Genomic DNA, 20215 nt, shown 5'->3' with positions numbered 1-20215 from the left:
CTCAATGGCTTAAGCATAGGATCTAATTTGTTAACTGCAAGCAATAATATCACTCCAACCTGAACTGTCTATAATGGCTTAATAATGACGAGTGCCTTAAAAACACTTGAAAATCAATTTTACAAGCAAGTGTTTCCGGCACCGATAAATAGCTTGAACCCGATAAAAAACTCGGCAAAAATTCAGAAACTTAATATTTCCATTTATTGGCCCGATGAGTAGAGTTGTTTATGTTTGGGAATTAGGCGGTGGATATGGTCATACCGCCGCTTTTCTTCCAGTAGCCCAGCAATTAAAACAGCACGGTCATGAAGTGATATTCGTGCTTAAAGATCTGCAATATGCCGACACCTTGCTGGGTAATGACGGCTTTTGCTATCTACAAGCGCCCATCCGCTGGCCAACATCCCAAACCCAGCCGCTGGCCATCAGTTATCCTGGCATCTTGCAGAACGCCGGTTTTGACGAGATTTCTGGGTTGTATACCAAAGTAAAAGCCTGGATAAACCTATTTCAGCATCTTGCCCCCGATTTGATCGTGCTCGATCATGCACCCGGCGCTATGTTGGCGACGCACCAACTCGATATTCCACGCACATTATTTGGAACCGGCTTCTTTTCGCCGCCCAAATTAAATCCGCTACCCGCCATGAGACCGTGGCAACCCGTTGCCGAAAAACAGTTAGTCGCTGTCGAAGCAAAAATCTTGGCGACCATTAATTCGGTACTTCATCGATTAGGCGCTCAGCCGCTCAAAACGGTGGCCGATTTATTCGACACCGAAGAGGACTTTCTCTGCACTTTTTCAGAACTTGATCACTACCAACAACGCGGCCAGGCAAAATATTGGGGACCGGCGATTTACCAAGCCAGTGGTATTGACCCCATCTGGCCTAGCGTCGGCACCCAAAAAATATTCGGCTATTTAAGACCGGAATACACCGGTCTGGAAGGGCTTTTGCAGCAACTTCGATCTTCTTCATGGTCAGTGCTGATGCACATCCCCGGTACGACACCGGCATTCATTGAAAAACACAGTAGCGCCAATTTGCATATCTCGGCGCAACCGTTAAACATCGCGGCCGCCAGCCGAGACTGCGATCTGGCGATTTCCTATGGAAGCCCCGCCACTATGGCGGCATTTTTATTATCCGGCAAACCTATCTTGGCATTGCCAATGCACTTGGAGCAACTCCTGGGAGCACGCAACGTCGCAGCATTGGGGGCCGGGATTTGCGTACCCATGGACAGCAAAAGACCCAATTACCGCGCACTACTCACCGACCTCCTCGCCAGCGGCAAATATGCCAACGCAGCCCGCAAATTTGCCGAAAAATATGCCGCCTTTTCCCCGGCACAACAAGCCGTAGCCATCAGTCAACGCTGCGAAGCGCTGATCAATCAGGCTCACATCAACGGCAAAATCTGATCCAGTATCTTACCGTTAGTAGCCAATATCTGTTTCGGAAACACCCCCGGATCGCCTTTAAAATTGGTGAGGATCCCCCCCGCTTCCTGGGCGATCAGCGCGCCGGCGGCGACATCGTATAAGTTCAGTTCCTGCTCCCAAAAGGCGTCAACCTGACCATCGGCCACCGTGCATAAATCCAATGCCGCCGAGCCCAACCGACGCTGGCCGGTGGTAGCCTGGGCGATACGGCCGAAGCGAGCCAGATTGTTGTCTTCCAGATACTGGCGCAAACAGGCAAAGCCGGTGGAAACCATACTACTGGCCAAACTGGTTTCGCCTGACACCCGGATCGGCTTACCATTTTTCCAAGCCCCTTTACCCTTTTCCGCGCAGTAATAATCGTCCAACGCCGGGCCGTAGACCACGCCCATCGTCAACTCGCCGTCGATTTCCAGCGCAACGCTGATGCCCCAGTAATACTGGCCTTTGGAAAAGGAATGGGTGCCGTCGATCGGATCGACGATCCAGCGCTTGGTTTGATTGGCGGTTTGGCCGCTTTCCTCGCCCCAGAAGCCATATTCCGGACAATGCTCGGTCAAAGCCTGTTTCAGATAATTTTCCACGGCGACATCGGCGTCGGTCACCAGATCGCGGGCGCTTTTTTTGTTGATTGACAGTTTATCGAGATCGTTGAAATAACTCATCGCGACGTCGCCGGCGGCGCGGACGATGGTTTCCAGTGCTTCAAGAGTGATAGGCATGACTTTCCCAGGTTTTAGTAAAGACGCGGGCGACTTAGTAAACCAAGTCGCCCGCCGATAGAAAAGCCTATTTTAACCGCTAAGCTTTACAGATTGTGATATCCGGTCTCTTCGTGCAAGGCAATGTCCAGACCTTCAACTTCTTCGTCTTCGCTGACGCGCAAGCCGATGACTTTGTCGATGGCTTTCAGCAACAGATAACTGAATAACGCGCTCCACAAAGCAGCCACCAGCACCGCCAACGCTTGCACGCCGACCTGATCGAGGATAGAAACGCCATTCAACCCCAGACCGCCGAAACTTTCCGCGGCAAACACCCCGGTCAAAATCGAACCGACGCAGCCGCCGACACCATGCACCGGAAACACATCCAAGGAATCGTCGATTTTTAAGCCGCGTTTGACATATTGGGTGGCATAAAAACAGACCACGCCAGCGACAACACCGATGACCAAGCCGCCGATTGGCCCGACAAACCCGGATGCGGGGGTGATGGTGCCGAGGCCTGCCACCATGCCAGTGACGATACCCAAGACACTGGGCTTACCGAACCGTTTCCATTCGATGCTCATCCAGGTCAAGGCACCCGCGGCGGCGGCAATATGGGTGACGGCTATCGCCATGCCGGCGCTGCCGTCGGCTTTCAATGCGCTGCCACCATTAAAACCGAACCAACCAAACCAAAGCATGCCGGCGCCGGTCACCACCATGGTCATATTGTGTGGCGTCATTGCTACGCTCGGAAAGCCTCTGCGATTGCCCAACACCAGCGCGGCGACCAAGGACGCGACGCCGGCATTGACATGGATCACAATCCCGCCGGCAAAATCCTTAGCACCTAGCGCGGCCAACCAACCATTGCCCCAAATCCAATGGCAAATCGGCATGTACACCACGATCAACCACAACGCGCTGAACCAAAGCATTGCCGAAAATTTCATCCGTTCGGCAAAGGCACCGACGATTAATGCCGGGGTAATGATCGCGAAAGTCATCTGGAACATGAAAAACACGATTTCAGGAATATCACCGCTCAGATTTTGGGTTCCCATTTCCGGCAGAAATATTTTGCTACCGCCGCCGAGCAGATTTTGCCAACTACCGCCGTCGGCAAACACGAAACTATAGACGCCGGCTAGCCACAATATCGATACCAGGCAGGTAATCGCGAAGCATTGCATTAATATCGACAGCACGTTTTTACTTCTAACTAGGCCGCCGTAAAACAGGGACAGGCCGGGGATGGTCATGAACAATACCAGTGCGGTGGAGGTTAAAACCCAAGCGGTATTGGCTTGATTAATGCCGTCGGCCAAAGCCGGTTCCGGCAATATCATACTGATTGCAAGCAGCATCAGCGTTCTTATAATGTTTGTCATTGTCTATCACAAAATTAGGGTATGTTGTTTATTACAAAGCCAGAAACAACAAAATCGCCCTGGTCTGCGAGTGGTTCGCAGACCAGGGCGATTTTAGATATGTTACTGCTTTTGTACTCTGTCCTTTTGCGAAGACTTGGGAGAAAACCTAAATAGCGTCTTCTCCGGTCTCGCCGGTTCTGATACGGACAATCTGTTCCAGATTGGTCACAAAAATTTTCCCATCGCCTATTTTGCCGGTATTGGCAGCCTTGACGATGGTTTCCACGGCCTGATCGACCACATGTTCGGCAACCGCGATTTCCAGTTTGACCTTGGGTAGAAAATCGACCACATATTCGGCGCCGCGATATAACTCGGTGTGGCCTTTTTGCCGACCGAATCCTTTCACCTCGGTTGCCGTAACACCAGCCACGCCGATCTCCGACAAGGCTTCCCTGACGTCGTCCAGCTTGAATGGTTTGATAATCGCTGTAATTAATTTCATGCTATCCCCAAATTCGAATGATTAAAGTACGGTTTCGTCACTGTTGCCGCCAATAGTAGATAATTCCGATAGAACCTACATTTACGCTGGCAAAAGCACCAAAGTAGCGCTTTATGATAGCAAAAACGGGCGACCATCGCCGATCGCCCGCTTTACCAATCTCAAGCCCAGTGACGCAGCCTATACGTGATAAGCCGTTTCGCCGTGTTCGGTGACATCCAACCCTTCGCGTTCGGTGGCCTCGCTGACACGTAAGCCCAGCGCCACATCGGCGATTTTGAAAGCCACGAAGGACACCACAGCGGACCAAATGATCGCGGTGCCGACGCCCCAGGCTTGACTGGTGACTTGGCTCAAGATGCTATAGTCCGGCAATACGGCATTCGTCACATAGTCCCATACACCGGTACCACCCAACGCCGGACTGGCCACCACGCCGGTTCCCAAGGCGCCGATGACGCCGCCAATACCATGAACGCCAAATGCATCCAGCGAGTCGTCATAGTTCAATGCGTGTTTCAGAAACGTTACCGCCCAGAAACAAAGCGCGCCGGCCACCAAACCCAATCCGATAGCCCCCATCGGACCAGCCCAGCCACAAGCCGGCGTAATGGCCACCAAGCCGGCCACCGCACCGGAGGTGCCGCCCAACATACTCGGTTTACCGCGCACCATCCACTCAGCGGCCATCCAGGCCAGCGTTGCCGCCGCTGCCGCCAACAAGGTGTTAACAAACACCAACGCAGCCAGACCGTTGGCTTCCAGGTTGGATCCGGCGTTAAAACCGAACCAGCCTATCCACAATAAAGATGCGCCTATCATGTTCATCGTCACGCTGTGCGGGGCGATGAATTCCTTGCCGTAACCAATACGTTTACCGATCATCAAGCAGCCGACCAAACCGGCGATACCGGCATTGATGTGCACCACGGTGCCGCCGGCAAAATCCAGCGCACCTTTTTGGAATAGAAAGCCTGCTGTCGCACCAGCCGTTTCAGCGGCTGCCGCATCGGTATACGCATCAGGACCGGCCCAATACCAGACCATATGCGCCATCGGCAAATAGCAGAAGCTGAACCAAATCACGGTGAACAACAGCACCGCAGAAAACTTAACCCGCTCGGCAAAAGCGCCGATGATCAATGCCGGGGTAATCGCCGAAAAGGTCAGCTGAAATGCGACATAGATGTATTCGGGCACGAAAACGCCCTTGCTGAAAGTCGCCGCCATCGAATCCGGGGTAATTCCTGCCAGGAAGGCCTTGCTGAAACCGCCAAAGAACGCATTGCCTTCGGTGAAAGCCACGCTGTATCCGTAAGTCGCCCATAAAATAGCGGTCAGCGAAAAAATAATGAAGACTTGCATCAGGACCGACAGCATATTTTTAGCGCGGACCATGCCGCCGTAGAACAGCGCCAATCCGGGGATGACCATCAACGCAACCAGCACCGTTGCCACGATCATCCATGCGGTATCGCCTTTATTGACGGTGGCTTGCACAGCTGGGGCTGCCACTTCTTCCGCAAACGCCATACCCGAAAGCCCAAATAGCGCGAACAGCGCCATGCCTGTTAAATATTTCATTGTTCGTTTCTCCATCTTGAGTTAAAGCGCTTCTTCGCCGGATTCGCCGGTTCTAATCCGTACTACCTGCTCCAAATCGGTCACAAAAATTTTGCCGTCGCCGATCTTGCCGGTATTGGCTACTTTCACAATCGCTTCCACAGCCTGCTCAAGCAAGCCGTCTGCGACCGCTACTTCAATTTTTGCCTTGGGCAAAAAATCCACCACATATTCCGCCCCCCGATACAGTTCCGTGTGGCCTTTCTGCCGACCGAACCCCTTTACTTCAGTCACCGTTACGCCAGATACACCGATATCCGACAACGCTTCACGCACGTCGTCTAGCTTAAACGGCTTAACCACCGCTGTTATCAGTTTCATAGTTCAACACCTCGTTGCTTGAGTTAATAAAATCCCGAAACAACAAAAGCATGATGCATGCCAGTATTTATTCCCATGATTTTCAAGGGATTATTAAACCTGCCAATGAAATCAACCTCATAATCGCACCCCCGTGGTGCGCTAGATAAAGCGACGCACCATTGCGACACACTCACCTTCCTTTAAGCTAAATCGATCTACCCAAGCTAATTTATACCGACCACTTTTGACTTCAAAAAACGCACCTTACCGGTGCAAAAATAGGAAATTGCACCAGATAGTTTCAATCACCTGGAAGCTATCCCCCTGTTACCTCCTTGATTTTTCGCAAAATAAAACTGGCCCGAAAAGTGCTAACTAAAAATTCAGTAGTAACCCACCAAGAGGAAAACATCATGAAAAAAGCCCTACATTCACGCAAGCATAGTGCTCGCACTTGCCTCGTAGGCTTAATGGCACTCTGTAGTACCGCAGCCAGCGCGGACAGCTGGACAGAAGCATCCGGCCTGCTGGGCGCTGCCGGCATCGATCCCAATGAATCCAAATTTATGAAGGATCACAATTTGAAAATTGGCGGCTGGCTGAACTCCAGCATAGGCGCCAATATGAATAGCAATAGCGACGGCTTCAACGGCCCGGTGACGTTCAACGATCGTACCGGCGAACTGCAAATGAACCAGTTGAATCTGTATTTGCAAAAAGCGATTAATGTTAGCGGCGACGCTTTCGACATCGGTGGCCGCGTCGACGTGATGTACGGTACCGATGCCGCTTTCACTCAAGCCTATGGCTCATTCGGCTTCGATCCAGGCACCCTAGCGGATAGTGACCGCGGCAACTGGGATTTGAATTTGAGCGGACACGGCGAACGTTTCTATGGCCTGGCACTTCCACAAGCCTACGCCGAATTCAATCTGCCGTTCGGTAATGGCATCGCGGTGAAAGCCGGTCACTTCTACACCCCTATCGGTTATGAAGTAGTGACCGCACCGGACAACTTCTTCATCACCAAACCGTACACCATGCAGTATGGCGAACCGTTCACCCATACCGGTATCCTGGCCACATACGCAGCCAACAGCAACTGGACAGTGATGGGCGGCGCGGTCACCGGCAGTAACTCCGGCGGCTGGGACGGCAACTGGGACAGAGACTTGGGCAATTGGGCATGGTTGGGTGGCGTCACCTGGACTAGCGACGACGCCGGCACATCATTGGCGGTCACATCCACCGCCGGCCATCGCTCCGAGAATAGTAACGACAGCTGGGCCATGTACAGCATCGTCGGCAAGCACAATTTCACCGACAAGTTGCACTACATCATTCAACATGATCACGGCTTTGCGGAAAACATTTGGACCGGAAACGCGTCCTTGGCTGGCCTCCCCAACGGCAGAGAAGATGCTGAATGGTACGGCATCAATCAATATTTGATTTACGATGTCAACGACAAAGTATCGGCCGGCCTGCGCGCGGAATGGTTCCGTGATCATAATGGCATTCGTGTTCTTGGCCCAGGCCGTTGTTATGCTGCGGCCGGCACCGTCGGTGATAATTTCGCTTGCGGCAGCAACTACGGCGCCAACTACGTACCTTTCCAGGAAGCAAGCGGTTATTACGCCGTCACTGCTGGCTTAAGCTACAAACCGGCAAAATGGTTGAATCTGCGTCCAAACCTACGTTACGACTTTACCGACAATGCTAAAGCATTCGACAACGGTACACGTCATAACCAATTCCTGGTTACCGCCGATGTGGTCATCACTTTCTAAATTGGCAACCGGATTTATTCATTAAAAATCAGTCTGCCTCCAACGTCCGATAAGGCCGTTGGAGGCTAGGTTTGTTATAGCTCTTTGCGGCGTTTGATGGTATTGTTACGGCCGTTTTAGCTTCTCAACCAAAACAACTATAACCTACGGAGACCCTCACAAATGTCTGTTGATCACGTCCTCAAATTAATCCAAGAAAACGACATCAAATTTGTCGATTTCCGCTTCTGCGACACGCGCGGTAAAGAGCAACACGTCACCTTTCCGGCTCACACCATCGACGAAGATACCTTTGAAGAAGGCAACATGTTCGACGGCTCTTCTATTGCCGGCTGGAAACACATCAACGAATCCGACATGATTTTGATGCCGGACCCAAGCACAGCGGTTATCGATCCATTCTTCGACGACAAAACGCTGATCTTGCGTTGCGACATCATCGAACCTAAAGACATGCAAGGTTATGTGCGCGATCCACGCTCTATCGCCAAACGCGCCGAAGCCTACATGCAATCTACCGGCATCGCTGACACCGCATTCTTCGGTCCTGAAAACGAATTTTTCATTTTCGACGACGTCCGCTGGAGCACCGGCATGGGCGGCTGCTCTTACAGCATTGATTCCGAGGAAGCAGGCTGGAACTCTGAAAAAGTTTACGAAAACGGCAACATCGGCCACCGTCCAGGCGTCAAAGGCGGTTATTTCCCCGTTCCGCCAGTCGACTCATTCCAGGACATGCGTTCTGCGATGTGTCTGGTTCTGGAAGAAATCGGCCAAACTGTCGAAGTTCATCACCATGAAGTTGCAACTGCCGGCCAGTGCGAAATCGGCGTTAAATTCAACACTCTGGTCAAAAAAGCCGACGAAGTCTTGGGCTTGAAATACGTGATTGCCAACATCGCTCACGCTTACGGCAAAACAGCAACCTTCATGCCGAAACCACTGGTTGGCGATAACGGCAGCGGTATGCACGTTCACCAATCTTTAGCTAAAGGCGGTGTTAACCTGTTTACCGGCAATCTGTACGGCGGCTTGTCCGAAACCGCACTGTACTACATCGGCGGCATCATCAAACACGCCAAAGCCCTGAACGCAATCACCAACGCGTCAACCAACAGCTACAAACGTCTGGTGCCTGGTTTTGAAGCGCCTGTGATGCTGGCTTACTCAGCACGCAACCGTTCTGCGTCCATCCGTATTCCTTACGTCAACAACCCTAAAGGTCGTCGTATCGAAGTACGCTTCCCGGACTCGACCGCTAATCCATATTTGGCGTTCTCTGCCATGTTGATGGCCGGTCTTGACGGCATCCAAAACAAAATCCATCCGGGCGACGCGATGGATAAAGACTTGTACGACTTGCCGCCAGAAGAAGAAAAAGCCATCCCGCAAGTGGCGTTCTCTCTGGATGAAGCTTTGGCCGCTCTGGATGCAGATCGTGAATTCCTGACTCGTGGTGGTGTATTCACCGACGACGTGATCGATGGGTACATCGCACTGAAACAAGAAGACGTGACTCGTCTACGTATGAGCACCCACCCTGTCGAGCTGGATATGTACTACAGCCTTTAGATTTTAAAGCTGTCTTAGACAGTCTCAAGCAAGCCCACAACCCCGCAAGCCACCTAGCTTCGCGGGGTTTTTTATGTCCAAACCAATCTCAAGCAATCTCACCCAAGCCCGCTATTTTTGCCCCCTATTTTGTCCCCTTTTTTTAAATTTCCAGTAGAATCTCAAAAAAAGGGGACATTTTATGAGCTTGACCGACACGCAAATCAAGAAATCCAAGGCTTTGGAGAAAGATTACCAGTTGGCTGACGGAGATGGGCTTTCGCTCGTAATTCGGAAAAAGGGTACAAAAACTTGGCGATACGAATTTCGGCTTAATGGCAAAAAAGAAAAGTATGGCTACGGCAACTATCTAGACATCAGCCTGGTCGATGCCCGAAAAATCCACGCTGTTGCCCGGCAGCTTGTCGCATTGAATCAACACCCTTCTACCCTGCTCGACGACCCGCAAGCCAAGAAAATGATTGTCGATGGCCATGGCGTCAAAACCCTGGAAGAACACGTCAAGGCCGCTCAAGAAAAAGCCGCCTTGCAAGCCCTGACGACCTTTGGCGAAGCTGCCGGCAGATATAAAACCGAATGGGTAGACTCTCACTGGAAAAACCCGGACAAAGGCTGGACGCCGGTTAAACGGCATTTACTACCAAAGCTAGCCGATAAGCCTCTGGCCGAGATCGATGTCGCCACGATCCGCGAATTGATTTATGACATCCGCGAGCATGTCGGACCACCGACCGCCCTATCTTGTCTGGCATGGGCTGAGCGCGTCTTTAGTTATGCCGTGGAGCACGACTTTTGCAAGCACAATCCCGCGGCGTTGGTAAAACCCGCCCGCGTCGGCAACCGCAACAAACGAACCCGATGGTTGACCACGCCGGAAATTAGGCGTTACCTGATCGGTTTATACCAAGCCAACTGCTATCGAGGTTACAAACTGGGCTTGCATCTGCTGTTGATGCTGGCATTAAGAAAGCAGGAGCTTACCGGCGCCGCCTGGAGTGAGATCGACTTCGAGAAAGGCGAAATGCTGATACCGGCAGGCCGGATGAAAACCAAAAAAGATCATCTGGTGATGCTGCCGCGCCAGGCTATCGAAATGCTTTGGGAGTTAAAGCGGCTATCTGGCGATAGTCGCTGGGTGATGCCGATGCCAACCAACCCAGCAAGGGCGATGCACAGCAATAACCTAAGCGGTGCGCACGCGGCGGCGCTGGCTGCGGGCGTCATCATCGACTACAACATCCACGATCACCGGCATACTGCATCAACCCACCTACGAGAACAAGGCCATTCGCCGGAAGTCGTGGAAACCGCGCTGAGTCATGCTATCCCCGGCATGGCTGGCACTTATTCCCATGCGCAGTACAAAACCCAACGCTTAGAAATGTTGCAATCGTGAGCCAATTTTCTCGACAGCGTGATGAATGAGCGCGTTGTGATCCAAGCCAATTTCGGCAAAGCGTTGTAAGCCGATTTGAAATCGTACCCTTCATATGATCCAAAGTACCGTGTCGCGTGTGAAAGCCTGGTTTTTAGCGTTGCCTCGTCGAAAGCAAGACGGCTTAAGCGCCACTATCATTCTGGCCGGGCTTTTTGTGCTGACCAGCCCGCCAATTGCGCCTTACTTTTGGTTGGTGTTCTGGGGCGCGAATATCCTGTTTTGGATAGGCATTGCGTTATATATTGTCGTCGGGCTCGTGTTAGCGGCTTTGACGACCAGACTATGAAGGTGACTCGATGAATGAAGAAAATAAACTCAAAGCGGGTGATTTTTGTGAAGGGGATTTAGGCGATGGCGGGATTTTGATCGACATCAATGAGCCATCATTGCCTGATGCTTTGCGAGCAATGGCGAACACCTACGAACCGCCGGCGCGATTCGTCGTCAAGCAAGGCGAAGGCGAATATGATTTGTTTTCCGAAGATGGCGAAGAGCTAGACTTGGTTTGGGATTGTTTTTGAAGGCTGTATAATTGACATCAACCGGATAGCCCGACGGGGCGACAAGCGGGATTCGTTACCCTATTTCCGGTTGACCCTTTCGTAATGATGGCACTGTAACGGGGTGCGTTTTGAAAATCGAACGACTTTATTTCACGGTCGATCAACTGGCCGAGCATTGGCGGCTTCCGATTGACGTCATCATGCAGCTTGGCTTGACCAATCAACTCAAATTCGTTGCCCAAGCCGATTGGGAATATCCAGGCCTCGAGGTCAACCAGCGCGGCGCCCATACACCGATTACCTTCGAAGACCTGGCAAACATCTATCATGCGACGGAACCGTTTTGTAAAACCGGGGTTTGCCAAACGTCGGAAGATGCCAGCCTGATCGGTGCCGATGTCACCATTACCTTCTATCCAGGAACCGATCGCCTGATTATCGATGCCACCGAAGTCGAACGCTTCGAGCGCGAAAATCCAGTGAAGCAATTCAATCAAAATACCTGTTCACTCAAATTGCCCATGCGCACTGATGATTGGTTTGAAGCCATCCGGGAAATGGTCAATGAATTTTATGCCGAGAATAGCCGTTTGCCGAATGAAACTCTAGCATGGGTGCGGCTGAATATATCGCCGCCACATGGTTACAACATTGAGGCAAGTACCGATAAAGGGGGAGAATCCTGCTTGACCATGCCTGGCGTTAAGACACTATCGAAATCGGGATTCAAAAAGCGATGGAAAGAGTACACCGCAGACAATAGCGGATAATAAGCCCGAATAAGGGAGATTTACGCCGAATATCAAAAGGGGTGAAAAATCGCGTTTATGGTTAAGCCATGTCAATCAATCCAAAGGAGATTCAGACATGGCAAGCCAAGCCGCTGCATTACCAACCCTCAACCCTCTGTACCGCCGTCCGATAGTCGAAAAGGTTTACGGCAAATCGAGAGGCACAATTTACCGGGAAATCGACGCCGGCCTGTTTGTAAGGCCTGTCGTCATCGGCCGGGACAAAAACGGCGACCCTTGTCAGGTTGCCTGGCCTGGCGATGAAGTCCAGGCGATCATCGACGCCCGGATTGCTGGCAAGACCGATGCCGAAATCAAAGCCTTGGTTGTGAAGCTGGAAGCTGCAAGGGGATCGAAATGAGTCGCCCGAACGATCCCAATACCAAACCTTCCCGTCTCAATCGTAAGCGGAAAAAACGCTGGAAAATTGCCGATTTGATAGAGATCGGCTTGACGGACTGCGCGCGGGTGGCTATGCTGATTATCGCTGGCAACAGTCAGCCCGGAACTCTCAACCCGGAAAGTAAAGGCGTCAAAGCGCCGATTCAAGGCGTTTTTTATTGCCCAAAGAAAATAGTCGCGCCCATGGTGCGTGCTTTTGTCATGGTGGCGTGCATAGGGCCGCTTTCGAGCGGGCCGGAGCCTTTACCCGGTGTTGAGAACCCGATGCACGTCGCCGCCCAAAGACTCTCAACCTTTGGCGGCGGTTTATTTATCCTCAGTAAAGGACAACCGCTATGAACACCCAAGCCACACCCGAAATCCGCCCAAAATCCAACACCCAAACACAGCCACAAAACCCCATCGAAGCGATCCGTCAAAAGTTCATGGCTATCGCCCGTAGCGCCGATATGGTGCTCCACGAAGGCGAACACGAACAACTGACCGGTTCCGCGTTGATCCACCTACAATGCGACGCCGAAGAGCTGGCCGCGTTTTGCCGGCAAATGCGCGATCAATTGTGCGGCCAATCGGTCCACGGGCAAAACGGTTACACCGAGACGCCGCGGAAGGTATCGCTCGACGAAGTGCTCGCGATACAAGCCATCGAGCGTGGCATTGTGCCGATGGCGTTGGAAGCCGACCTACTGATTCCCCGTATCGAACAAGGCGGCCACTCCGGTAAATTCCTTGCCGATGCCTTCATCAGTTCCTACCGCCCGCATCCATTCAATCATCCGTTGATGGAACTCACCCGGCTGGACGCCGAGGCCTTCCGCCTGTTCCATCAAATCCTGCATATCCGCCACGTACCTGGCTGGAGCGACTCGGCGCTGTACGAGATTGAAAAACGGGTTCGTAAGGCGATGAAGGAGGGCGAGAAGCAAAACCGGCGAGCTACCAGATCCGGAATTGCAAAGGCCAAGGCGGGTTTGGAAGTCAAAGGGGGTGAGTGATGACGAAATATTGTGTGCTTTACGTTCGAGACGGCAAAGAGCATCGGTCGGCCTGGTTTCTATCTCGGGCACGTTGCCAACGTGCCTTCGAGATTCTGACGATCAAGCACGGCTTTCAAGCTGTCATTTACATGGATTAGGAGGCTTCATGAGCATCGAAATCAAAGAATTGGATGACCTTATCGCCCAATGGGAAGCCTCGATATTGACCGGTATCGCTGAAACGATAAATAGCGCTAGCTACAACGAAGTAGATCGTGCGGTGGTCTGTGGTCTAGTGTCGGTATTGGGACTGTCGCTGATGGAGCACGTAATGGCCCATGCGGCGGCGAAAGAGGCCAATACGGCCAAGGCGGGTAACACATGCCATTAAGCCAATCTCCGTTCGGACGATTCACCGGGCAATAAAAAACCCCGAAACCTAATTTAAGCCGGAGTTTTCCGCAATCCGTTTGCCAAAGTGCAGGGCTATTTTAGCCCATGGTCAGGCGGATTGCATCCCGGCAAGGATGAAAAAATCATGTCATTTCAAACCATCGAAGACGCTTGCCTAAACGTCATTGCGCAGATGGAAGCGGTTAGCCTGACCGGGTTAACGTCTGCCGATTTGCTGGCCGATGGTCAGCTCCATCGGTTCCGGCCCGGCTGGGAACCCAAGCCCAGCAAAAAGCGCGCATGGTACGTGCTGTTTCAATTCCGCACCGATGCCGGCGCCGAGTTAATCAGCGGCTCGTTCGGCTGGTTCAAGGGGGCCGAGAGCTACGCCTATACCGTGGAATTGGGTCACGGTCATTCATTATTGCCCGCCGAAAAGCAACGTATCGAGCAATCACAAGCCGAAAGCCGGCGCACGGCTAGGTTGCTTAGGCAGGAGGAAGCCCAAGCGGCTGCCGATAAGGCGCTGTCCATTTGGAACGCTTGCGGCGTGAATGGGCATTCCGCTTATTTGCAGCGCAAAAAGATTGCCGGGCTGGGTTGCCGATATTCGCGCGGCTCGGTCGTGATTCCGGTCCGGTCGTTCGACGGCAAGCTTCACGGCCTGCAATTCATCGACGCCGAAGGCAATAAGCGGTTTTTGACCGGTACCGTGAAAAAAGGCCATTTTTGCCCGCTGGCGAGCGTTAACGATCCTGACGGCTATATGGGTATAACTGAGGGTTACGCCACCGGCTGTACGGCGCACATGGCAACAGGCTGGCCGGTTTTTGTGGCCTTCGATGCCGGCAATCTGGAGCACGTCGCCGAAGCCGTGCGGCTGCGCTATCCGCACTCCAAAATCGTTCTGTTTGCCGACGACGATTTCGACCATCCCGACAATCCGGGCCGCGTCAAGGCCGAAGCCGCTGCGCGTGCCGTGGGTGGCGTGGCGGTGCTGCCACCGCATCAAGGCGAGGTGGCGTGATGGGCATTGATTGGAATGATTTACACGCAGCTAATGGCCTGGAAGCCGCCAGGGTGGCTATCAATAGCCAGCTTGCCACTGCGAATGAACAACAAGCGTCTTTGCCGGCGGACGCCGACGACGATCTGTTAAACCCGCCGCCAGTGCTGGCTAAGGAAGGCTATCACGGGATTTTGGCGGATGTAGTGAAAACGGCCTGTAAGAGCAGCGAGGCGTCGCCCGTCGCCGTCGCGGCCAACTTCCTGGCCACCTTCAGCGCGATGGTGGGCCGGGTGGCCTTTCAGCACATTGGAGACGGTACTTGCCATGCAAGGCCGTTTTTTCTGTTGGTCGGTCGCACCGGTAAGGCTCGAAAAGGGACGGCTGAGTTTACCGTTAGGAAAATCTTCGATGCGGTCGAGCTGATAACCGTTGATGCCTATCCGAGCATGCAACGCCACGAAGGTGGCCTGAGTACCGGCGAGGGTATGGGTAAAGCGATCAGAGACAAGCTTGACGAGGACGACGACGAAGGCACCGATGATAAAAGGATGCTAATCGTAGAATCTGAATTTGCCGGGGCGATGTCTGCCGCCTCCAGAGAACGGAATACTCTAAGCGCAACTATTCGTACCTCGTGGGATGGCAAGCATATCTCGCCGCTTGTTAGTAATTCTAAGTGGTGCGCATCTAACCCGCATATCTGCATTACCGGACACATTACATCTCAAGAGTTGTTACATCGTTGGGATGACGTTGACGCTCAGAGTGGCTTCTTGAATCGATTTGTGATTCTGCATATTGTTCGTGCCAAGTTGGTTGCAATGCCTAAACCAACGCGCCAAGAGGAAATAGAGCGCCTGGCCGGTTTGGTGGCCGAGTCTGTCAGGTTTGCCATTGGCGAAGACTACACCGCCAACAACAGTAAAGAAATCCGGATGTCACACGATGCCATCACGCTATGGTGTAACGAGTATCCAGCGCTGACCGCTGAACAGTCTGGCATTGCCGGCGCTTTGTTGGTGCGAGTGGAAATCTATTGCCGGATGTTCGCCATGGTCTTTGCCTTGCTAGATCGTTCGGAGGTTATCGAGCCGCAACATATCCGCGCCGCGTTGGCCTGGATCAATTACTGGAAGGCGTCAGTGTCCTACATCTTCCAGACGTTGAGCGCCAAGGCCGAGGCCGAGCGGTTGGATGCCACCAGTAACGAGGTGTTGGAGTTCATCCGCGCGAATCCGCGTTGTTCGAAAACAGTCATTACCACCATGTTCAAGAACAGGTTCACAGGCCCGCAGATTACCGACGCGCTTAATCATCTGCTGAACGCTGCACCACCTTTGATCATTCAACGGCAATTGCCAAGGGCGGATGGTAAACCGGGTAAAGGGACAATCGTGTTTTGGGTTGATTGGAAAGGATAACGGGTGCATTGACTTTGCGGCATAGTTAATCCGTTAGTCTGACTTTAAAGAACTTAGAGAACTTAGGAACTTAGAGAGTTATCAAGGCCTACAGGCCAGAACTTAGCAGAAACTTAGGTAGAAACTTAGCTTTTTGATTTGAACAGCAAAAGCTAAGTTTCTGCTAAGTTCTGGGCTAAGTTCTGCTGTAAGTTATTGATTTTAGCCTAAGTTCCTAAGTTTCCTAAGTTCTGGACAATAAATATTTTTGAAATTTTGTTTATTGAGGTTTTTCGTGATCGTCAATGTGGGTTATCGGGTTTATGTGCGGGTCCTTCCCCAAGGGGATTCGGTACGGGTAATTCGGACCTCGGTTTCTTGTTAATGTCAGAGGGGTTGTAAGGGGGTTTAGTTGTGAGGGTAGATAAATGAGTATTGAAAATCAGAAAAGGCTGTTGACCTGTATTGAGGCGGGTCTCCCCATACCCGGCGATGTCGCCGCCTGGTATATGGCCGCCTGGCGCGAACACGTCGAAACGAATAAACCGCTGTGTCTCTGTCTAGGGTTGCGGGGTGCTGGCATTCGGCGTGCCAAAAATCGTGAATTGCTTAGGCACCGCGATGTTTTGCTTAAGTTCGCGGCCAGTAGTTGCACCCAGTACCCCGGTGAGTCGCTATGGAGCAAATGCGAGACGCTGGCCGACATGATAAGGCGTTGGCCGCGATCCAAAAGCGAGAATCCGCTTTTGCCGCACTTGTTCAACCTGCCGATTGAGCTTCCCCAGTCAGCTGTTGGCATTCATGATCGAATCAAACCTACTCGGCGACCCCCCCCACTATTCACCGAGTACGCGGGCCGGGGAAAATAGAAACCTGTTTCCCCGGAGGCCTTATGCACTCGCAAACACTCATCCTGAAAAACGCCCTCAGCTTTATCCAGAAGCGCGAGGGCTTACCCTACGACAGCGCATTGCTGAAAATCACCAAGATCATTGCCACCGGTGCGCACGGCGATAACCCCTTGTTCGGACACCTGGTCGCTTCCGGATTGCCGGCCGATCCGAGTCAGCTTCACCAATTGTTGGCCCCTGCGGTGGCTATCCATGGCTGATCTATACCTGTACGACGGCATAGGCCCTGGCAGTGCCAAAAACCTGATTGATGGCCTGAACAAGATCAAGGGCTCGGTAGTGTTACGCATCAATTCTGGTGGTGGATCGGTGTTTGAAGGCTTGGCAATTTACAACGCCATCCAACGCCGTGGCCAAGTCACCGTCAAGATAGATGGCTTGGCGGCGTCGATTGCCTCACTGATTGCCATGGCCGGCAACCGTACCGAGATGGCCGAAAACGCCCTGCTGATGATCCACAATCCATGGTCTGACACCTCAGGAGATAGCGCCGATTTACGCAAGCAGGCGGAACTGTTGGATAAGGCCAAAACATCAATGCTGAGCGCCTACGCAGGAAGAACCGGCAAGCCTGAAGCCGAAATCTCGCAAATCATGGATGCCGAAACCTGGTTTACCGCCGAAGAGGCCCTGCAACACAAACTCATCGATGCAATCTACCAACCGCTCAGTATGGCGGCTCAGTATGTTGGCATCGAACACTTCAACCTTCCCGATAGGATTAAAGCCATGACAACCGCTTCATCAAGCACCACCCAACCCGCAACCAACCATGCCGACGTACAAGCTCAATTGGCCGAACTGGCCACCATCAAAGCCGATCAGAAACGCCGCGATGACATATCAAACTATTTTGCATCCGTTAATAAATCCTTTCCTGGCGTTGCAACCGACGACCTGCTTAAAATCTGCCTTTCTAAGTCGACGATCAGCCTTGATGCGGCCAGAGAAATTTTCATGACTAGGTTGGGTACCGGACAAGAACCGATCATGCAAACTACGGTCAGGATCAATCCGCAAAGTGGTCAAGTGGAAGAGTATCATCCACGCGCCAGCTTTGGCCCGAATGCGCATCACGGCGAATTTATGGAAGCGGCCGTCGATGCCCTGATGCTGAAAAACAATATCCGCCCGGCGAAGCCGCATCCGGCGGCCCGTGATGTAATGGGTATGTCGTTGACCGATATGGCGCGAACCATGGTCGGCCAAGCCGGCGGCACGATTCGCCGGGGTTTGTTTGGTATCCGTCAGGAAACCAGCGGTGACGTGATTAAAGCAGCGCTGACCACCAGCGATTTTCCTCTGCTATTGGAAAACGTCGCGTCTAAATCGTTAATGCACGGCTACGATACCGAGCCGGCGTCACACCGCCTGTGGGTTAACCAAACCGACGTTCCCGACTTCAAAACCCAAAAACGCGTAGCGTTATCCGAAGCGCCAGACCTGGAATTGGTCAACGAGCGCGGCGAATATCGCCACGGTGCCATGCAAGAAAAAGGCGAAGGCTTTGCCTTGCAAACCTTCGGCAAAATCATCAGCCTGACACGGCAAATGATCATCAACGACGATTTAAACGCCTTTACCAAGATTCCCAACGCCCTGGGTAGATCGGCGTCACGACTCGAAGCCGATAAGGTATATGCCATCTTGACCGGAAACCCGACGATGGCCGATGCCAAAGCACTGTTCCACGCAGACCATCACAACTTGATGACGGCGGCAGCCTTGTCTATCACCTCGCTAGGTGCCGCACGGGCGGCCATGCGCAAGCAACAGGGTATGCAGGGTGCTATTTTGAATATCGTCCCAAGGTTTTTGATTGTGCCGGCGGCGCTGGAATCGGAAGCCGAGCAACTGGTATCCTCGTTAGTTGATCCGACAAAGCAGAATGCCACGCCGCAACACGCCTGGATTCGTGGCCTCGAAATCGTCGTCGATGCGCGTCTGGATGCCAGTAACGATAAGTCTTGGTATTTGGCTGCGGATTTCAATCAAGTGGACACAATCGAGGTTGCCTACCTACAAGGCCAACGCGGTGCCTTTATCGATCAGGAAGAGCATTTTGATTCAGACGCGCTTAAAATTAAATGCCGGCTCGACTTCCAGGCTGCGGCGATTGACTGGATAGGCTTGATTAAAAATCCGGGCGCTTAAAGAACTTGCATACACCGGCAGGTAAGGCTTATTCCTTGGCCGGAGGGCTTGCCGGTGTTAAATGTGGGTACGAGGGCCGCACGGCTGAGCGGCCCTCACTTTCAAAACCGGCTTCGGCCGGTTTTTTTGTGCTTTTTCGGAAAAGAAAAAATCAATGCCCCCTATTTTGTCCCCTATTTTATTTTGCAGGCGCTACAGGCATTGAAAACACTAGGCTTATGTACTACAGCCTTGCCCACTATATTTTCCCGAGTCACATCCTGGCTTTAAAAATGGCAAACAACTCATACTAACCGGCACGGATACCAAGCAGCAAAGGTAGCGGCACCGAATATCATAAAGCCAAGGCAAAGAGCATGCTCCCAAACCCCCAGATGATTTGGCTTTTCGGTTTTTATACAGACATTAGCTTTGGCGCATAAATCGGGCAGATCGAGCAGTGTATGAAGAAGCCAATTCTCAGCCGCCTTCGTGGGTCATCGGCTGGCTTTTTGTTTAAATTTATTTCACTTTAACAATATTATTCAAAGACTTGTTTTAAATTGCTTTATACGGCGCTTTTCGTAAAACGGCCCCAAAAAATGACAAAAGCACTATTGAGTTTTATTGGGAAGGTGGCAAACTCTCGCACGATGGAGCTTGAGGGAGGTTCTATGAAAATATTCGCAGTGTTGATATTAATCTGTCTTACATATGGTTTGGTGCGGTTTATGCGCGGACTAATCAAAGAGCTGGCGATGTTCGCCGTCGAAGCATGGCGTGATGTTGAAATTGGGCAATAGGCCGGTCTAGTTCGGACAACATCGAATCCATGAGTACGGCAACGCCTTAAATTGCCAGTAAACAATCAGCCGGGTAACACCGGCTTTTTGTTAACATGCCGAACCAGCTATCGACTCAATCAATAAATC

Annotated in this window: 20 protein-coding genes; 15 read left to right on the top strand and 5 right to left on the bottom strand. The window is 52.1% G+C overall.

What is annotated here, in order from left to right:
- Positions 1–214: 214 nt before the first annotated feature.
- The gene (locus QZJ86_RS05805) at positions 215–1429 is read left to right on the top strand and encodes a glycosyltransferase (RefSeq protein WP_301937209.1); all 1215 of its coding nucleotides are present in this window, start codon (positions 215–217) and stop codon (positions 1427–1429) included.
- Here QZJ86_RS05805 and QZJ86_RS05800 read toward each other — a convergent pair.
- From QZJ86_RS05800 to QZJ86_RS05780, 5 genes are all read right to left on the bottom strand, one after another.
- On the bottom strand, positions 1408–2172 hold the full coding sequence (locus QZJ86_RS05800) for an inositol monophosphatase family protein (protein WP_301937208.1): 765 nt from the start codon (positions 2170–2172) through the stop codon (positions 1408–1410). The two genes, QZJ86_RS05805 and QZJ86_RS05800, sit on opposite strands and share 22 nt — an antisense overlap.
- 86 nt (positions 2173–2258) lie before the next feature.
- The gene (locus tag QZJ86_RS05795; protein ID WP_407081653.1) at positions 2259–3527 is read right to left on the bottom strand and encodes an ammonium transporter; all 1269 of its coding nucleotides are present in this window, start codon (positions 3525–3527) and stop codon (positions 2259–2261) included.
- A 172-nt stretch (positions 3528–3699) separates the two neighbouring features.
- Positions 3700–4038, bottom strand: a complete 339-nt coding sequence (locus tag QZJ86_RS05790) for a P-II family nitrogen regulator (RefSeq protein WP_301937205.1) — start codon at positions 4036–4038, stop codon at positions 3700–3702.
- Positions 4039–4218: 180 nt separating this feature from the next.
- Positions 4219–5622 (bottom strand): ammonium transporter, encoded by a 1404-nt coding sequence (locus QZJ86_RS05785; RefSeq protein ID WP_301937203.1) that lies wholly within the window; start codon positions 5620–5622, stop codon positions 4219–4221.
- Between the two features lie 21 nt (positions 5623–5643).
- On the bottom strand, positions 5644–5982 hold the full coding sequence (locus tag QZJ86_RS05780; protein ID WP_301937201.1) for a P-II family nitrogen regulator: 339 nt from the start codon (positions 5980–5982) through the stop codon (positions 5644–5646).
- A gap of 395 nt (positions 5983–6377) precedes the next feature.
- On the opposite strand from QZJ86_RS05780, the gene QZJ86_RS05775 reads away from it, so the two are divergent.
- The 14 genes from QZJ86_RS05775 to QZJ86_RS05710 all read left to right on the top strand — a co-directional run bounded on the left by QZJ86_RS05775 (position 6378) and on the right by QZJ86_RS05710 (position 20086).
- Entirely contained in the window at positions 6378–7754 is a 1377-nt protein-coding gene (locus QZJ86_RS05775; protein ID WP_301937199.1) for a porin, read from the top strand.
- A gap of 162 nt (positions 7755–7916) precedes the next feature.
- The gene (gene glnA / locus QZJ86_RS05770) at positions 7917–9326 is read left to right on the top strand and encodes a glutamate--ammonia ligase (RefSeq protein ID WP_301937197.1); all 1410 of its coding nucleotides are present in this window, start codon (positions 7917–7919) and stop codon (positions 9324–9326) included.
- Between the two features lie 181 nt (positions 9327–9507).
- Positions 9508–10722, top strand: a complete 1215-nt coding sequence (locus QZJ86_RS05765) for a tyrosine-type recombinase/integrase (protein ID WP_301937195.1) — start codon at positions 9508–9510, stop codon at positions 10720–10722.
- A 338-nt stretch (positions 10723–11060) separates the two neighbouring features.
- A complete protein-coding gene (locus QZJ86_RS05760) occupies positions 11061–11285 on the top strand; it encodes a hypothetical protein (protein WP_301937193.1) in 225 nt (74 codons plus the stop codon).
- A 110-nt stretch (positions 11286–11395) separates the two neighbouring features.
- Positions 11396–12037, top strand: a complete 642-nt coding sequence (locus QZJ86_RS05755) for a hypothetical protein (RefSeq protein ID WP_301937192.1) — start codon at positions 11396–11398, stop codon at positions 12035–12037.
- 97 nt (positions 12038–12134) lie between these two features.
- Complete coding sequence (locus tag QZJ86_RS05750) at positions 12135–12419, top strand: helix-turn-helix transcriptional regulator (protein WP_301937191.1); 285 nt, start codon at positions 12135–12137, stop codon at positions 12417–12419.
- Positions 12416–12799: a hypothetical protein gene (locus QZJ86_RS05745; RefSeq protein WP_301937190.1), complete on the top strand. Its 384-nt coding sequence runs from the start codon at positions 12416–12418 to the stop codon at positions 12797–12799. Before QZJ86_RS05750 ends, QZJ86_RS05745 begins: the two co-directional genes overlap by 4 nt.
- Positions 12796–13455 carry a hypothetical protein gene (locus tag QZJ86_RS05740; RefSeq protein WP_301937188.1) on the top strand — a complete coding sequence of 220 codons (660 nt, stop codon included), beginning with the start codon at positions 12796–12798 and terminating at the stop codon, positions 13453–13455. The genes QZJ86_RS05745 and QZJ86_RS05740 overlap by 4 nt, the downstream gene beginning before the upstream one ends.
- 148 nt (positions 13456–13603) lie before the next feature.
- On the top strand, positions 13604–13828 hold the full coding sequence (locus QZJ86_RS05735; protein ID WP_301937186.1) for a hypothetical protein: 225 nt from the start codon (positions 13604–13606) through the stop codon (positions 13826–13828).
- A gap of 147 nt (positions 13829–13975) precedes the next feature.
- Positions 13976–14857 carry a toprim domain-containing protein gene (locus QZJ86_RS05730; RefSeq protein ID WP_301937184.1) on the top strand — a complete coding sequence of 294 codons (882 nt, stop codon included), beginning with the start codon at positions 13976–13978 and terminating at the stop codon, positions 14855–14857.
- Positions 14854–16260: a hypothetical protein gene (locus QZJ86_RS05725; protein ID WP_301937182.1), complete on the top strand. Its 1407-nt coding sequence runs from the start codon at positions 14854–14856 to the stop codon at positions 16258–16260. The genes QZJ86_RS05730 and QZJ86_RS05725 overlap by 4 nt, the downstream gene beginning before the upstream one ends.
- Before the next feature lie 871 nt (positions 16261–17131).
- The gene (locus QZJ86_RS05720) at positions 17132–17350 is read left to right on the top strand and encodes a hypothetical protein (RefSeq protein WP_301937181.1); all 219 of its coding nucleotides are present in this window, start codon (positions 17132–17134) and stop codon (positions 17348–17350) included.
- Positions 17343–19304, top strand: coding sequence for a ClpP-like prohead protease/major capsid protein fusion protein (locus QZJ86_RS05715; protein WP_301937179.1), 1962 nt, complete (start codon positions 17343–17345; stop codon positions 19302–19304). The genes QZJ86_RS05720 and QZJ86_RS05715 overlap by 8 nt, the downstream gene beginning before the upstream one ends.
- A 581-nt stretch (positions 19305–19885) precedes the next feature.
- Complete coding sequence (locus QZJ86_RS05710; RefSeq protein WP_301937177.1) at positions 19886–20086, top strand: hypothetical protein; 201 nt, start codon at positions 19886–19888, stop codon at positions 20084–20086.
- Positions 20087–20215 lie beyond the last annotated feature (129 nt).

Source organism: Methylomonas montana, from assembly GCF_030490285.1.
GTDB lineage: Bacteria > Pseudomonadota > Gammaproteobacteria > Methylococcales > Methylomonadaceae > Methylomonas > Methylomonas montana.
This window is presented reverse-complemented; position numbering and strand designations above follow the sequence as displayed.

What these genes read in the sequence shown, in the direction of transcription:
- QZJ86_RS05805 (WP_301937209.1), top strand. Translation starts at nt 215, where the DNA reads ATGAGTAGAGTTGTTTATGTTTGGGAATTAGGCGGTGGATATGGTCAT.
- QZJ86_RS05800 (WP_301937208.1), bottom strand. Translation starts at nt 2,172, where the DNA reads ATGCCTATCACTCTTGAAGCACTGGAAACCATCGTCCGCGCCGCCGGC.
- QZJ86_RS05795 (WP_407081653.1), bottom strand. Translation starts at nt 3,527, where the DNA reads ATGCTGCTTGCAATCAGTATGATATTGCCGGAACCGGCTTTGGCCGAC.
- QZJ86_RS05790 (WP_301937205.1), bottom strand. Translation starts at nt 4,038, where the DNA reads ATGAAATTAATTACAGCGATTATCAAACCATTCAAGCTGGACGACGTC.
- QZJ86_RS05785 (WP_301937203.1), bottom strand. Translation starts at nt 5,622, where the DNA reads ATGAAATATTTAACAGGCATGGCGCTGTTCGCGCTATTTGGGCTTTCG.
- QZJ86_RS05780 (WP_301937201.1), bottom strand. Translation starts at nt 5,982, where the DNA reads ATGAAACTGATAACAGCGGTGGTTAAGCCGTTTAAGCTAGACGACGTG.
- QZJ86_RS05775 (WP_301937199.1), top strand. Translation starts at nt 6,378, where the DNA reads ATGAAAAAAGCCCTACATTCACGCAAGCATAGTGCTCGCACTTGCCTC.
- glnA (WP_301937197.1), top strand. Translation starts at nt 7,917, where the DNA reads ATGTCTGTTGATCACGTCCTCAAATTAATCCAAGAAAACGACATCAAA.
- QZJ86_RS05765 (WP_301937195.1), top strand. Translation starts at nt 9,508, where the DNA reads ATGAGCTTGACCGACACGCAAATCAAGAAATCCAAGGCTTTGGAGAAA.
- QZJ86_RS05760 (WP_301937193.1), top strand. Translation starts at nt 11,061, where the DNA reads ATGAATGAAGAAAATAAACTCAAAGCGGGTGATTTTTGTGAAGGGGAT.
- QZJ86_RS05750 (WP_301937191.1), top strand. Translation starts at nt 12,135, where the DNA reads ATGGCAAGCCAAGCCGCTGCATTACCAACCCTCAACCCTCTGTACCGC.
- QZJ86_RS05745 (WP_301937190.1), top strand. Translation starts at nt 12,416, where the DNA reads ATGAGTCGCCCGAACGATCCCAATACCAAACCTTCCCGTCTCAATCGT.
- QZJ86_RS05740 (WP_301937188.1), top strand. Translation starts at nt 12,796, where the DNA reads ATGAACACCCAAGCCACACCCGAAATCCGCCCAAAATCCAACACCCAA.
- QZJ86_RS05735 (WP_301937186.1), top strand. Translation starts at nt 13,604, where the DNA reads ATGAGCATCGAAATCAAAGAATTGGATGACCTTATCGCCCAATGGGAA.
- QZJ86_RS05730 (WP_301937184.1), top strand. Translation starts at nt 13,976, where the DNA reads ATGTCATTTCAAACCATCGAAGACGCTTGCCTAAACGTCATTGCGCAG.
- QZJ86_RS05720 (WP_301937181.1), top strand. Translation starts at nt 17,132, where the DNA reads ATGCACTCGCAAACACTCATCCTGAAAAACGCCCTCAGCTTTATCCAG.
- QZJ86_RS05715 (WP_301937179.1), top strand. Translation starts at nt 17,343, where the DNA reads ATGGCTGATCTATACCTGTACGACGGCATAGGCCCTGGCAGTGCCAAA.
- QZJ86_RS05710 (WP_301937177.1), top strand. Translation starts at nt 19,886, where the DNA reads ATGACAAAAGCACTATTGAGTTTTATTGGGAAGGTGGCAAACTCTCGC.